Annotated in this window: 11 protein-coding genes; 2 read left to right on the forward strand and 9 right to left on the reverse strand. The window is 76.9% G+C overall.

Annotation, left to right across the window (positions count from 1 at the left end; genetic code table 11):
• Positions 1-24 precede the first annotated feature (24 nt).
• The gene (locus CNX65_RS23840) at positions 25-1458 is read left to right on the forward strand and encodes an FAD-dependent monooxygenase (protein WP_096495764.1); all 1434 of its coding nucleotides are present in this window, start codon (positions 25-27) and stop codon (positions 1456-1458) included.
• Here CNX65_RS23840 and CNX65_RS37980 read toward each other — a convergent pair.
• The 3 genes from CNX65_RS37980 to CNX65_RS23855 all read right to left on the reverse strand — a co-directional run bounded on the left by CNX65_RS37980 (position 1439) and on the right by CNX65_RS23855 (position 6590).
• Positions 1439-4231, reverse strand: a complete 2793-nt coding sequence (locus tag CNX65_RS37980; RefSeq protein ID WP_096495765.1) for a BTAD domain-containing putative transcriptional regulator — start codon at positions 4229-4231, stop codon at positions 1439-1441. The two genes, CNX65_RS23840 and CNX65_RS37980, sit on opposite strands and share 20 nt — an antisense overlap.
• An 83-nt stretch (positions 4232-4314) precedes the next feature.
• Positions 4315-5046: a DedA family protein gene (locus CNX65_RS23850; protein ID WP_157767819.1), complete on the reverse strand. Its 732-nt coding sequence runs from the start codon at positions 5044-5046 to the stop codon at positions 4315-4317.
• Between the two features lie 29 nt (positions 5047-5075).
• Positions 5076-6590 (reverse strand): MFS transporter, encoded by a 1515-nt coding sequence (locus tag CNX65_RS23855; protein ID WP_096495767.1) that lies wholly within the window; start codon positions 6588-6590, stop codon positions 5076-5078.
• A gap of 79 nt (positions 6591-6669) precedes the next feature.
• On the opposite strand from CNX65_RS23855, the gene CNX65_RS23860 reads away from it, so the two are divergent.
• The gene (locus tag CNX65_RS23860; RefSeq protein ID WP_096495768.1) at positions 6670-7248 is read left to right on the forward strand and encodes a TetR family transcriptional regulator; all 579 of its coding nucleotides are present in this window, start codon (positions 6670-6672) and stop codon (positions 7246-7248) included.
• Here CNX65_RS23860 and CNX65_RS23865 read toward each other — a convergent pair.
• The 6 genes from CNX65_RS23865 to CNX65_RS36405 all read right to left on the reverse strand — a co-directional run bounded on the left by CNX65_RS23865 (position 7235) and on the right by CNX65_RS36405 (position 13797).
• On the reverse strand, positions 7235-7855 hold the full coding sequence (locus CNX65_RS23865; protein ID WP_096495769.1) for a TetR/AcrR family transcriptional regulator: 621 nt from the start codon (positions 7853-7855) through the stop codon (positions 7235-7237). The genes CNX65_RS23860 and CNX65_RS23865 overlap by 14 nt on opposite strands.
• Before the next feature lie 138 nt (positions 7856-7993).
• The gene (locus CNX65_RS23870) at positions 7994-10948 is read right to left on the reverse strand and encodes an MGH1-like glycoside hydrolase domain-containing protein (protein ID WP_096495770.1); all 2955 of its coding nucleotides are present in this window, start codon (positions 10946-10948) and stop codon (positions 7994-7996) included.
• A gap of 104 nt (positions 10949-11052) precedes the next feature.
• Entirely contained in the window at positions 11053-11532 is a 480-nt protein-coding gene (locus CNX65_RS23875; RefSeq protein WP_096495771.1) for a hypothetical protein, read from the reverse strand.
• Between the two features lie 47 nt (positions 11533-11579).
• Positions 11580-12107, reverse strand: a complete 528-nt coding sequence (locus CNX65_RS23880; protein ID WP_096495772.1) for a hypothetical protein — start codon at positions 12105-12107, stop codon at positions 11580-11582.
• Between the two features lie 60 nt (positions 12108-12167).
• Positions 12168-13064, reverse strand: coding sequence for an NAD-dependent epimerase/dehydratase family protein (locus tag CNX65_RS23885; RefSeq protein WP_096495773.1), 897 nt, complete (start codon positions 13062-13064; stop codon positions 12168-12170).
• A 73-nt stretch (positions 13065-13137) separates the two neighbouring features.
• On the reverse strand, positions 13138-13797 hold the full coding sequence (locus CNX65_RS36405; RefSeq protein ID WP_198320547.1) for a restriction endonuclease: 660 nt from the start codon (positions 13795-13797) through the stop codon (positions 13138-13140).
• Positions 13798-13857: the final 60 nt, after the last annotated feature.

A 13857-nucleotide genomic window follows, 5' to 3' on the forward strand; every position in this document is an offset into this window, starting at 1 on the left:
GCGGCCCAGCACAGGGTGATCGCCATGGACACCCAGGTACTGATCATCGGCGCGGGCCCCACCGGCCTCGCGCTCGCCGCCGACCTCGCCCGGCGCGGCGTCGACCACCGGATCGTCGACCGGGCGGACGGGCCGTTCGCCGGGTCGCGCGCCAAGGGCGTGCAGCCGCGCACCCTGGAGGTGCTGGACGACCTCGGCGTCGTGGACCGGGTGCTGGCGGCGGGCACGACGACCCTGCCCGCGCTCGCGCACGACGGCGACCGGGCCCACCTGGTCGACCTCAACGAGGGCCGCCACCCCACGCCGAGCACCCCGTACGCCCGCACGCTGGTCATCCCGCAGTTCGCCACCGAGGCCGCGCTGCGCTCGCTCGTCCCGCACGTCGAGCACTCCAGCGAGGTCACCGCGCTGACCCAGGACGAGCGCGGCGTCACCGCGACCGTCAACGGTCAGGAGCTCACCGCCGCCTACGCGGTGGCCTGCGACGGCGGGCGCAGCCCGATCCGCAAGCGGCTCGGCGTCGGGTTCGCGGGCGAGACGCTGGCGGACCACCGGATTGTCGTCGCCGACGTCGTGCTCGACGGGCTCGACCGCGACCACTGGCACATGTGGCGCAGCGATCCCGGTTCGATGCTCGCGCTGTGCCCGCTGCCGGGCACGGACCTGTTCCAGCTCCAGGCGAACGCCGCCCCGGACCGGGTGGCCGAGCCGACCGAGGAGGACCTGCGGGAGTTGGTCGCGACCAGGACCGGGCGGTCGGACGTGGTGCTGCGGGAGGTGCGCTGGCGCTCGCTGTTCCGGCTGAACGTGCGGATGGCGGACCGCTACCGGGTCGGCCGGGTGTTCCTCGCGGGCGACGCCGCGCACGTCCACTCGCCCTCCGGCGCGCAGGGCATGAACACCGGCGTGCAGGACGCGTACAACCTGGGCTGGAAGCTCGCCGGGGCGCTCTCGGGCGCGCTGCCCGCCGAGGCGGCGGAGGCGCTGCTGGACAGCTACGAGGCCGAGCGGCTGCCGATCGCGGCGTGGCTGCTGGGCGTGACCACCGAGGCGCACCACAGGATGGCCGCCGAGATGCGGATCGGGAAGCGCGACGACGAGCTGCTCCAGCTGGGCATCGGCTACCGCAGGGGGCCGCTGGCCGAGCCGTCCGGGCTGCCCGGCGTCCAGCCCGGCGACCGGGCGCCGGGCGCGCCGTGCGCGCTGGCCGACGGGACCCCGACGCGGGTGTTCGACCTGGTGCGGGGACCGGGTTTCACGCTGCTGGGCGTCGGCGTCGAACCGCCCGAGCACGCCGGGGTCCGGGCGCACCGGATCGAGGACCCGGACGGGCACGTCGCCGCCGGGTACGGGGTGCCGGAGGGCGCGCTGGTGCTGGTGCGGCCGGACGGGCACGTGGGTGTGGTGACGCACGACCCCGAGGTGGTCGCCGGGTACCTCAAGCGCGTTCTGGGCTGACGGTCCGGCGCCCGGCCCAGCGGGCGAGGTCGGCGATCTCCGGGTCGGCGAGCGCGAGCACGCCGCGCGCCCGCTCGGCCTCGTCCAGCGCGGCGACCACGCCCTCCCGGTCGCCGACCTCCCGCAGCCACAGGGCCTTCGCCTCCCACGCGAGCGCGATCGCCGGTCCGTCCGGGGAGCGGCGGGCCTCGTCCAGCGCCCGGTCGTGCTCCGGACCGCCCTCCTCGACCGGGAGCGCGCGGGCAAGTCCGCTGTGGACCGTGGAGCGGAACTGCGGCGGGGAGTCGGGCGGTGCGGTGGCGAGCGCGGCGCGGAACCGGTCGACCGCCTCGGCCCGCTCGCCGCGCGCGTGCGCGAGCTCGGCGGAGGCGAGGTGGACGCGGGCCAGCTCCAGCGGGTCGGCGCGGCGGACGGCCACGGCCCGCGCCCGGTCCAGCTCCCGCCGCGCGGCAACGAGATCACCGGTGCGCACGCGCAGCCTGGCGGACTGCACCAGCGGCGCCAGCGGCACCAGCACGTCCTCCACCGCGCCGAACGACGCGGACGCCCGCCGCGCCTCCTCCAGCACCGCCAGCGCCTCCGCGTGCGCGCCCCGGTTGCCCAGCAGCTGCGACAGGGACACGCCCGCGAGCGCGATCGCCCACCGGTCGCCGACCTCGGTCAGCTCGCGCAGCGCCCGCCGGTACCACCGCTCGGCCTCCTCGGCGCGCCCCGCGCTCAGCTCGTAGGCGGCCAGCCCCCGCACCAGCACGCCGACCCCGCGCGACCACGGGTCGGCGGACTCGCGCATCCGCGCGCCGAGCAGGTCCGCGCCCTCCGAGTGCCACCACCGCACCGCGTCGACCAGGCACATCAGCAGCGGGCTCGCCCGCTCCCGCAGCTCGTCGGCGATCACCCCCGCCGCGAGCAGCCGGGTGACCGGGGAGACCGCGAACGCCTCCACGGCCGTCGCCCACGCGCGGGCCTCGGCGGAGCGGGCGCGCGCGTTGACCCACCACCAGGCGCGGGCGGCGACCATGCGCAGGGCGCGCGGGCCGTCGCGGGTCTGCACGAGCCAGGACAGCGCGGCGTCCAGGTTGGCCTGCTCGGCGTCGAGCCTGGCCAGCCACGGCAGCTGGCCGCCGGTGCGCAGGTGCGGTTCGGCGGTCTCGGCGAGCGCCAGGAAGTGCGCGGCGTGCCGGGGCCGGTGGTCGGGTCCGGGGACGCCCGCCGCGTACTCGCGCACGGTCTCCAGCAGCCGGTACCGCTCGCCGTCGGCGACCACCAGGGACTTGTCCACCAGCGAGGACACCAGGTCCAGCGCCACCCAGTCGTCCACTTCGGACACCTCGGCGACCGCGTCCAGCGCCGCGCCGCCGGGGAACGCGGCCAGGACGCGGAGCAGCCCGCGCTCGGGCCCGGTGAGCAGCTCCCAGCTCCAGTCGACGACGGCGCGCAGCGTGCGGTGGCGGGCGGCGGCGGTCCTGGCGCCCCGGTCGAGCAGCCGCAGGCGCTGGTCGACGCGGTCGGCGAGCTGGGCGGTGGTGAGGGAGCGCAGGCGGGCGGCGGCCAGCTCCAGCGCGAGCGGGATGCCGTCGAGCGCGCGGCACACCCGGCGGGCGTCGTCGGTCACCGCGAAGTCGGGGCGGGCGGCGGTGGCGCGGGCGGTGAACAGCTCGACCGAGGTGTCCTCGTCCAGCGGGGCCAGCGGGTGCAGCGCCTCGCCGGGCACGCCCAGCGCCTCGCGGCTGGTGGTGAGCACGCGCACGTCCGGCGCGGCGGCGAGCAGCCGGGTGACCAGCTCCGAGGTGGGGTCGAGCAGGTGCTCGCAGTTGTCCAGCACCAGCAGGCAGGTGGCGGCGCGCAGCAGGTCGACCGGGTCGGCGGTGGGGCGCTCGCCGAGGACGGCGGCGGTGGTGTCGCCCCGCGCCACGGCGTGCCGGAGGGCGTCGACCGGGTCGGAGGCGGACTCCAGCGGCACCCACAGGACGGGGTGCGCGCTGCGGGCGGCGACGGCCTGGGCGAGCCGGGTCTTGCCCATGCCGCCGAAGCCGGTGACGGTGACCAGGCGGGCGCGGGCGGTCAGGTCGACGAGCCGGGTGAGGTCGTCCGCGCGGCCGACCAGCGGGGTCGGCGGGACCGGCGGGGCGCCGCGCCGGGCGGGGCGCAGCGCGGCCAGGTGCGCCGCGCGCAGGTCGGGGCCGGGGTCGGCGCCCAGCTCGTCGGCGAGCCAGCGGCGGGCCTCCTCGTACGCGGCGAGCGCCTCGGCCTGCCTGCCGCCGGCGTGCAGGGCGCGCACCAGCTTGGCGCGCAGCCCCTCGCGGGCGGGGTGCTCGGCGACGAGGTCCGCCAGCAGGGCGGGGTCGGGCGCGGGGTGCCGCTCGGCGGCGGTGAGGCGCAGGTCGGCCCAGTGCGCGGTGATGGCGGCCGGGAGGTCGGGGAACGCGGGGCCGCGCCAGAGGGCGAGCGCGGAGGCGTGGTCGTGGTCGGCGAGGCGCCGCCGGGCGTCGGCGGTGTCGGTGGGCACGTCGAGGCGGTAACCGGTGGGGTGCGAGGAGACGGCGGTGGGGCCGAGCACCTTGCGCAGCCGGGAGACGAGGGACTGGAGGGAGGCCGCGGCGTCGACGGGCGGGTGGTCCGGCCAGAGCGCGTCGACCAGCTCGGCCACGGGCACGACCCGGCCGGGATCGGCGGCGAGGCGGGCGAGGAGCACGCGCAGGCGGGCGCCCCGGACCTCGATCTCCGCGCCGTCGTCGGCGGTCACGAGCAGTGGCCCCAGCACCACGACGCGCACCCGGCCACCCCCTGCGGACTCGCCGGTCAGCGTAACCGCCGGACGGGCGCGGTCGGGCGGGCGCGGTCGGGCGGGCCGCCGGTTCAGCCGGCGGGGCGGGGCGGTTCGGCGGCGGACGGGAGGGGTTCGGCGGCCATCGCGGCTGCCGCGACCGGCCCAGCCACAACCGACCCAGCGGCGACCTGTTCAGCGGCGACCGACCCGGCGGGCGCCGATCCTCCGGCGTCCCCACCCGGCTTGCGGAAGATCCGGCGCGCGAGCTCGAACCCGCCCGCCGTCACCGCCGACAGCACCAGCCCGGCGGCCAGCGACAGCAGCGGGTGCCCGTGGGTGAACGGCCCGAGCGCGGCGGCGAACGCGAGCATGTACGCGCTCCACACCGCCGACGCGGCGAGCGTCGCGGGCAGGAACCGCCGCACCGGCAGCCCGACCCGCCCGCACGCCGCCGTGCTCACCAGCCGCCCGCCGGGCAGCAGCCGCGCGCCGACGCACACCACGACCGGCCGGTCCGTCAGGTTCCGCCGCACCCAGCCCGCCGGTCCGGCGTCCTCGGGCACGCGCAGCAGCCGGTGCGAGCCGCGACCGAGCCCGTAGACCAGGAAGTCGCCCAGCACCGAGCCCGCCATCGCGGTCAGCGCGAGCCCGAGCACGGCGGGCGCGTCGTGCGAGTGGAACGCCCCGGACGCGGCGGCCACCAGCAGCGACTCGCTGGGCAGCATCGGCACCGGCGCGTCGAGCGCGATGAGCAGCGCCAGCACCGGCAGCAACCAGGCGCTGCGCAGCACGACGTCGAACACCGCAGTCAGATGGTGCACGGACTTCCCCCCACGGGCCGGACAGCGAGCTAGTCGGCAGGCCGCACCGCCACCGACGGAATTGTGCGCCACGCCACGAACGCGGCCACCAGGGTCACCGCGGCGGCGACGAGCGAGGTGGTCTGCATGGCCCCCGTGAACGCCTCACGTGCAGAGTGCAGCACCGGCGAGTCCGCGTCCAGTGCCGAACTGCCCGAGGCCAACGAGTCCCGCACGGCGGCGCGCTGGTCGGCCGGGAGGTCGGCGGGCAGGTCCAGGTTCGACCGGTACACCAGCGACACCAGCGACCCGAGCACGGCGATGCCGAGCGCGACGGCCAGCTCGTAGGCGGTCTCGGCGATCGCCGACGCGGCCCCGGCCTTGTGGCTCGGCACGGCGGAGACGACGGCGTCGGTGGTCACCGTCTGGGACAGCCCGACGCCGAACCCGACGGGCACGAGCGCCAGTGCCAGCCACAGGTAGTTCTCCGCGCCCTCGGCGGCGGCGATCCCGGCCAGGCCGAGGGAGATCAGCGCGAGCCCGCCCGCGATCGCGCGACCGGCGCCGAGCCTGGCCAGCGCCCGGCCGACGAGGGCGACCACGGCGATGGAGGCGAGCGTCGCGGGCAGCTCGGCGAGCCCGGCCTGCAGCGGGCTGTGGCCGCGGGCGAGCTGGAGGTACTGGGAGAAGAAGAACAGCAGCCCGGTGAGCGCGAAGATCGTGATGAACGCCGCGAACACCGCGCCGCTGAAGGCGGGCCCGCGGAACAGGTCGACGTCGATCAGCGGGGTGTCCAGGCTCCGCTGCCTGCGCACGAACGCCACCCCGGCGGCCAGGCCGAGCAGCAGGGCGAGGACGCCGGAGCCGTCGACACCGGTGCTGACGGTGTGCTTGACCGCGTAGACCAGCGGCACGATCGCGGCCATCGACAGCGCGGCGGAGAGCAGGTCGAACCGGCCGGGGTCGGGGTCGCGCGACTCGGGCAGCAGGAACGCGCCCGCGACCACCAGCGCGGCCATGATCGGGACGTTGATCAGGAAGACCGAGCCCCACCGGAAGTGCTCCAGCAGGGCGCCGCCGACCAGCGGTCCGAGCGCGGCGCCACCACCGGCGGCGGCCGACCAGATCGCGATGGCGCGGGTGCGCTCGGCGGGGTCGGCGAAGAGGTTGCGGATGATCGAGAGCGTCGACGGCATCAGCGTGGCCCCCGCGACGCCGAGCAGCAGCCGCGCGCCGATCAGCGCCTCCGGGCTGCCCGCGAACGCCGCGAGCAGCGAGGCGAGGCCGAACGCGGTGGCGCCGGTGAGCAGCAGCCGCTTGCGCCCGACGCGGTCGGCGAGGTTGCCCATGACCAGCAGCAGCCCGGCGAGGGCGAGCGAGTAGACGTCGCCGATCCACAGGATCTGGGTGGCGCTGGGGGCGAGGTCGGCGGTCAGGGAGGGCACGGCCAGGGAGAGGACGGTGCCGTCGACGGCCATGACGAGGACGGCCAGCGCCAGCACGGCCAGCGCGGCCCAGCGGCGGCGGGCCGTGAGCGGGGAGTGGGTGGTCTCGGACGTGGACACGCAAGAAACTGTACCGACCAGACGGTGCAGTTTCCAATGGGGGAGACTGGCGCCACGACTCCCGAGGCAGAGGTGAGACATGGGTCGCACGACCGGACGGTCCCCCGAGGACACCCGCCGCCTGGTGCTGGACGCGGCGGCGCGGGAGATCTGCCGCGACGGCATCAGGACCAGCCTGGACGCGATCGCCCAGCGCGCGGGCGTGTCCAAGGGCGGCCTGATCTACCACTTCCCGAACAAGGAGGCGCTGCACCGGGCGCTGGTCCAGCAGGAGGTGGACGAGTGGCGGGAGCTGGTCGAGCGCGAGGTGGACCCGGAGGAGCGCGGCCCCGGCAGGCTGATCCGCGCCTACGTGCGGGCGAGCCTGGCCCCGTTCGACGGCGCGGACGTGCGCGAGCGGTTCCGGCTGTTCGCGCAGCTCAGCACGGTCCCGGCGGCGGTGCGGGCGGCGGAGGAGGACGAGGCGCGCTGGCAGCGCGAGCTGGAGGCGGACGGTGTGCCGCAGGCGACCAGGGTGCTGGTCGTCGCGGCGGCGGACGGCGCCTGCGGGCCGCCGCTGCTGGGGTCGGCGCTGCCGGACGAGGTGCGCGAGCGGTTGAAGGCGGACCTGTTGGCGCTGGTCGACGCGGCGGTCGGGGCCCCGGTCAGGGCCGGGTGAGCCCGGAGCGGGTGAACAGGGCCTCCACCAGCGTGTCCCCGGCCGGCCCGAGCACGAGCCGGACCGCGCGGGCCGCGCCGAAGGTGTGCATGGCCACCGCGCCGAGGACGTGCGCCACGAGCATCGCGGCGGCCCCCTCCGGCTCGACCTCGGCGCGCAGCAGCCCGTCCCCCTCGGCCTCCTCGAACAGCGCGGCGCACAGGCCGAGCAGCTGGTCGAGCGCCTCGCGCTTCACGTCGAACCCCTGGTCGTCCGGGAGCCGGTCGTCGCGCCCGACGACCTCCAGGAGCTGCCGGAAGCGCTCGTCGTGCTCCAGCGAGAAGTGCAGCCCGATCAGGAACGAGCGCACCCGCTCGACCGGGTCGCCCGGCTCGCGCAGCGGCCTCCACAGGCCCTGCCCGATCTCCGCCCACCGCTCCCCCACGGCGGTCGCGTAGAGGTCGGCCTTGGTGGTGAAGTGGAGGTAGGCCGCGCTCCTGGTCAGCCCGGACCTGGCGCTGATGTCGGCCAGCGTGGACGCGGCGTACCCGTTCTCGGCGAACGCGCTCAGCGCGGCCGACAGCAGTCCCGCTCGGGTGAGGGCGACGTCCTCGGGGGCCTTCCGCATAGCGTGATCGTAGCTGCCCACCACGACGTCCCGGTCCGGCCGCGCGCCGGCTCGGCGCAGGTCAGCCGCCCGCGCGGGCCTGGCGCGGGCGGTGGGCGCACCGGTCCGGCGGCCGTGACGCCGAGGCCCTGGTCGCGCTCAGCCCCTGGACAGGGCCGTCACGCGGTTCAGGGACAGCCCGCCCCCGGTCAGCCGCACGCCCAGCGCGGGCGACCAGGTCGCGCGCCGCTCCGGTGACACCGCCGTCGCGTACGGGGCGCCGCGGAGCCTGCGCCACTGCCCGGCGCGCTCCACCCAGGTGGTCATCGCGCGCTCCCCGAACACGGCCGCGAACCGGTCGCCCGGCTGCCACACCACGTCCGCGCAGCACCCGCCGGTCGCCGCGCCCGCGTCCCGCCCGTCGACGCGCACGTCCACCCCGGAGCTGCGCCCGCTGTGGTTGTACCAGGACAGCGCCAGGTCCTCGCCGCCCGCCGCGAGGCCCACCAGCACGCTGTCCTCCGGGGCCGCGCCTGCGAACTCCCCCGGTTCCAGCACCACCGCCACCTCGCCCGCGGGCGCGGTCACCGGGGCGACCAGCACCGCCGACGACTGGCGGGACGCGCTCGCGGTGAGCCCGCCGTCCGCCACCAGCTCGGGCGCGGGCTCGCCGAACCGCGCGCCCACCCGGTAGTCGCGCCACCGGCTGAAGTCGTCGTCCCACACCACGCGCCCGTAGTCGGCCGGGTCGAAGCGGGCCTCCGCCTGCGCCACGGCGGAGGTCGCGCCCCGGCCGGTGGTCACGAGCAGCCGCAGCGGGGCCCGGTCGCCGGGGGTCAGCGACGCGGGTGCGCCCACCCGCCAGCGGAACCCGTCCGCGCGGCGCGGCAGCGGCGAGACCGTCCAGCCCGCCGGGGCCAGCAGCTCCGCCCGCGCCGAACCGCGCACGGTCGCGCCCACCTCCGCCTCACCGCCGGCCCGCACCGGGATCACCCCGTCCCGCAGGCCGTCCAGCGCGGCAAAGACCCGGTCGTCCTCCCGCCGCCAGGACTGCCAGGCCGTCACGCCCACCGCGCCGCCGTCGGACCGGGTGGCGCGCAGCCGCAGCGCGTCCGCCCGCACCGGCGGGTCGACCACGACCCGGTTGACCCGCCCGCGCTCCGGCACGGCGGGCGTCCGGCGCTGGCCGGGGACCTCCACCCACGCGCCGGAGGCGTCCCGCCGCTCCAGGGCGAACGCGTCGGGCGTGCGCACTCCCCCGCCGTCGTCGTAGAACGAGACCCGCACGTCCGACACCACCGTCGCCGCGCCGAGGTCGACCGCCAGCCAGTCGGCGCGGTTCGGGCTGCCGTACGAGGTCCAGCGGGTCGACGGGACGTCCAGGTGGAAGTCCTGGCCGTCGATCGCGTCGGCGGGGCTGTCGGCGTGCCAGGTGTGCGAGGCGGTGGCGGCCGGGAAGCCCGTCCCGGACGGGTTCGCCAGGTCGTCCACCAGCCTCGGCAGCTCGGCGGGGGCGCCGCGCCGCAGCGGGACGCGCACCGGGCCCAGGTCGCGCTGGGCGTGCGCCTGCACGCCGTCGACGAACACCCGCAGCCCGGCGCTCCTGCCGTAGGCGCGGCCGTCCCGGTCCCACAGCACGGTCAGGTTCCGGCCGTGGTACGGCACGTTCTCCGCGGCGAAGTGGTCCCAGCCGTCCGGGACCAGCGGGGCGATCCGCACCGAGTCCCCCTGCTCCGGCCGGATCCCGAGCAGCCCGGACAGCACGAGGTCGGTGAACGTGGAGTGGTTGTAGTCCTCGCTGTGCCCCCGGCCGTCGTAGAGCCAGCGGTCCTGGTCGGGGTGGTGCGCCTCGGCCACGTACGGCTGCCCGCCCTTGCGCTGGGTCAGCGCGTAGCCGCGCAGCACGTCGCAGTAGTCGCCCTTGTCCACAAAGGACTGCGCCGGGTAGTCCACGAGCAGGTTGGCCAGCGCGGTGAGGGTCTGGCTGGTGGCGAACGGCCAGCTCGGACCGGACCAGCGGCAGCACCCCTCCTCCGCGTCGTGCAGGTACCACGGGCTGCGGCGCTCCACGGTGGTCGGGCCGAAGTCGGCGGCGAAGCCCGCCCGGTCGGTCAGCTGCGCCCACGCGGACGAGTGCTCGGCCGGGGGCATCCCGAAGTACCAGGGGACGAAGCCGATCTGCTCGCGGTCGGCCAGCGGCGCGAGACCGGGGTTGCCGTCGCGCATGACGTGCTTGTAGAAGCCGTCCTCCCGGTCCCACAGGTGCCGCCGCACCGCGTCCCGCAGCGCGCCCGCCTCGCGCTCGTAGCGCTCGGCGGCCACGCGGTCGCCGCGCGCCCGCAGCAGCGCCGCGATGGCCTTGGCGTCGCCGTACTGGTAGGCGTTGAGCGTGGGCCGGAAGCCCTCGCCGCCGTGGTACGGGTCGTCGCTCTGGTAGGAGCTCGCCGTGTGCTCCATGGCGTCCCACACCGGGGTCTGCCAGTACAGCCCCGTCCCCCGGTCCCGCTGCGCGTCCCACCCGGCCCACTGGCGCTCCAGCTCGGGCAGCAGCGCCACGGCCCGCTCCAGCCGCCCGTCGACCGCAGCGCGGGCCAGGACCGCGTCGGCGGCCCAGAACGAGTACTGGTGCGCCCAGTCGGCGGTGTTGGGGTTGAGGAACTCGGTGGCGGGCTTGGGTCCCGCGCCGCCGCCGCGCAGCCAGTAGTCGAGGTAGTCGTCCAGGTAGCGGTGGTCGCGCAGCCAGCGGCCCTCGTAGACGTGGTGCCCGGCCGCCGCCGCGATCCCGCCGCCGGGCGCGGAGTAGCCGACCGGGCCGAGGAACTCCGACACGATCCAGCCGTCGTCCGGGCCGGTGTGCTTGAGGGCTTCCTTGAAGGTGCGCCACCGGTAGTAGTAGGTGGACTCGATCTCCCGGTCGGGCAGGTCGACGAACGGGATGTTCGCCTCGTACCACTGCGGTTCCACCGCCCCGGCGAGCTTCGCGCGGTGGTCCAGCACCGAGGTGCCGGGCCCGACCGGCGGGTACCACGGCGCGGCGGGCGCGGCCGAGGCCGGGAGCGGGGTCAGGACGGCCGTCGCGGTGAGCGCCACGAGCACGGCGGTGCGCAGTCGCATGGGGGACCCCCGTCGTCACCGGCGCCGCGCGGCGCCGTCGCCTACCCGCGTTCATAGCGGCAGGCGACGGGCGCGGTCACGGTTCCTGTCCGGTGGACAGGCGGTCACAGCACGCGGGCGACCGCCTCCAACCGCCTGCGCTCGACGTCGAGGACCTGCTCCCCGGCGCGGCGCAGCAGCTCCTCCAGCTCGGCCTCGTCCACGCCGAGCCTGCCCTCCAGCGCGCGCAGCGACCGCCACAGCGCCGACTTCTGGGACAGGGAGACGCGCAGGCCGTCGAGCTCGACCACGTCGCTGAGCGGGGAGCGGGAGAGCAGGCGGCCGTTGGGCTTGGCGCGGCCGAGCTTCTCGCCCAGCCACGCCCCGGCGACCTTGTACCGGCGCACCGGCACGCGGAGCCTGGTCATGATCCGCACCAGGGCGTCCCGGTCCCGCTCCAGGTCCTGCGCCAGCGCGGTCAGCTCGGGGTTGGCGGAGGCGGCCCGCTTGCCCAGCTCTGCGGCGCCGACGAGCCCGGCCAGGTGGTCGTTGAGGTAGGTGCGCAACGCGGAAGTGCCCGCGCCGCGCGTCGTCGCGGTTCCCATGCCGGGCGGATAACCCCGGTGGACCGGGGCAAACCCCCCGTTCGCGCTCACCGGGTCGCGGCGGCCTCGCGGGGCAGCGGCGGCACGTCCGAACGGCGACCAGGGTGCCGGGCGGCGCTCACCTGACCGGGTCCGGGGCCGCGCCGGGCGGCCAGCGCGTCGGCGACGACGCCCGTGGTGAAGGCGTAGACCGCCTTGTGCGCGAGGTCGACGGCCAGCTCGCGGCGCGGCCAGGTCTGCGGGGGCGCGCCGACGCCCGTGGCGTTCTCGATGACCTGGTCGCTGCTGAGCCGGACCACCGCGAACATCGCGGAGGGCACCGGTCCGCGCAGCCCGGCGTTGGCCATCAGCGCCCGGACCACGCCGGTCAGCGCGCCCTGCCCGAAGTGCATCACCAGGTTGGCCGCGCCCGCCCGCTCCCGGTCGGGACCGCCGGTCAGCCGCAGCAGCGCGAGTCCGGGGACGTGCGAGTCGGGTCGTCCGGTGAGCCGCTGCTCCAGCTTCTCGGTCACCAGCATCACGGCGGCCCCGGCGGTACCGGCGACCAGCCCCTGCCACATCGATCGCTTCAGCATGGGCGCAGGACTACCCGCGCCCGGCGCGCCCATGCCTCCGCGCTCCCGCCACGGCCCGCGTCACCGGGCGAAGGTCTCCTCCAGCGCCCGCTGCACCGACCCGGTGGCCGGGTGGACGAACAGCTCGCGCAGCAGCAGGTCCGCCAGCCCCGGCAGGTGCAGGCCGGGTTCCCGCCCCGAGACCGCCGCCAGCGCGCCGCCCGCGACCAGCGCGCCCCGCACCACCGCCGCGGGCAGCCCGCGGGTCCGGGCGGGCGCCCCGACCGCCTCGGCCGTCCTGGCGAGCAGCTCCGCCCAGGTGAGGTTCTCGTCGACCACCGGGGTGTCCCGGTCGGCCCGCTCCTCCAGCGCCGTCGCGGCCTCCTCGGCGACGCGCCGCGCGGTCGTGGCGGCCGTCCCGCCGGGCGGGGCGACCAGCGGCACGCGGGAGCGGGCCCAGGAGGCCAGCGCGGGCGCCCAGTTCGGCAGCCGCGCACCGGCCCGGCCGAACACGAACGGCAGCTCCAGCACGGTCACCGGCAGGCCGGTGCGCCTGGCCGCGCGGGCCTGCTCGACGCGGCTGCGGATGTAGGGGTGCCTGCCCGCCAGCTCCCACTCGGGGTGCGCGCGGTGGAAGTGGGTGTAGTACGAGCCGAGGACCACGGCCCCGCTCGCGCCCACCCGCGCCGCGGCCTCGGACAGCGCCGCGACCGGTTCGACGTTGCCGCGCCGGAAGTGCGGGTAGGCGGGTCTGCGCGGGGTGGCGCGGTCGTCGCTGCCCGCCGCGAACGCGTACCCGTCGTGGCCGTCCAGCAGCTCGGTCCAGCGGTCGACGCCGGTGGTCTCGACGTCGAGCGCGTGGTCGACCCCCTCGCGCGGGGTCCTGGCGACCGAGGTGACCCGGTGGCCGCGCGCCACCAGTTCCGCGCCGATGTGCTGCCCGATGAGCCCGCTCGCCCCGATGACCGCGATCCGCATGACCCGATCGTGGCGCACCGGGGCGCGGACGGCACCGCACCCGTGCGCGGTCGTCTCGACAGGCGCCCGCGCCTCAGCCCGCCAGCGGCTCCTCGCTGGGCACGGCCGTCAGCTCGTCGGGGGCGATCGCGGTGCGCGCCCACTCGGCCAGCGCGACCCGGTCCACCAGCACGATGCCGACGCGCCCGGCGACGTCGCGGGCGGGCGCGGTGAACGCGGACGTGGTGACCAGCACGGCGTAGTCGGCCCCGTGGTAGGCCCGCGCGGTGCCCGCGAAGCGCTGCACCGCTTCGGACCCGACCTTGTTGCTGGGCCCGTACCGCTTGCACTGCACCACGAGCCGCCCGCCGTCCGGGGCCTGCGCGAGCACGTCCGCGCCCGCGTCACCGGCCCCGCCGACGACCTCCACGTCCAGGAACCCGGACCGCTCCAGCAGCCGCGCGGTCCACTGCTCGAACTCGACGCCGCCCATGCCGTCGGTGAACTCGATGAGCCGGTCCCGCTCGGCCTGCTCCCGCTTCCTGGCCCGCCGCACCTTCAGCGCCACGACGCCCGCGGTGATCAGGAGCGCGAGCAGCAGCGCCCCGATCCACGCCGACAGCACGGGGTTCTCCTGCACGAACCGCACGACGAGGAGCACGACGACCGCGATGGCCGCCAGCAGCCAGTTCCGCGCCGTGCCCTTCTTCTTCCCCTTGCCGCCACGCGCCCGCTTCCGCTTGTTGCCCGCCATGGTCCCCCTCCCGGCGCCCAGGCTGCTGGACCGCGCGCGTCGCGCGACAGGGCCGGTCGG

The organism is Actinosynnema pretiosum, assembly GCF_002354875.1.
Classification (GTDB): domain Bacteria; phylum Actinomycetota; class Actinomycetes; order Mycobacteriales; family Pseudonocardiaceae; genus Actinosynnema; species Actinosynnema auranticum.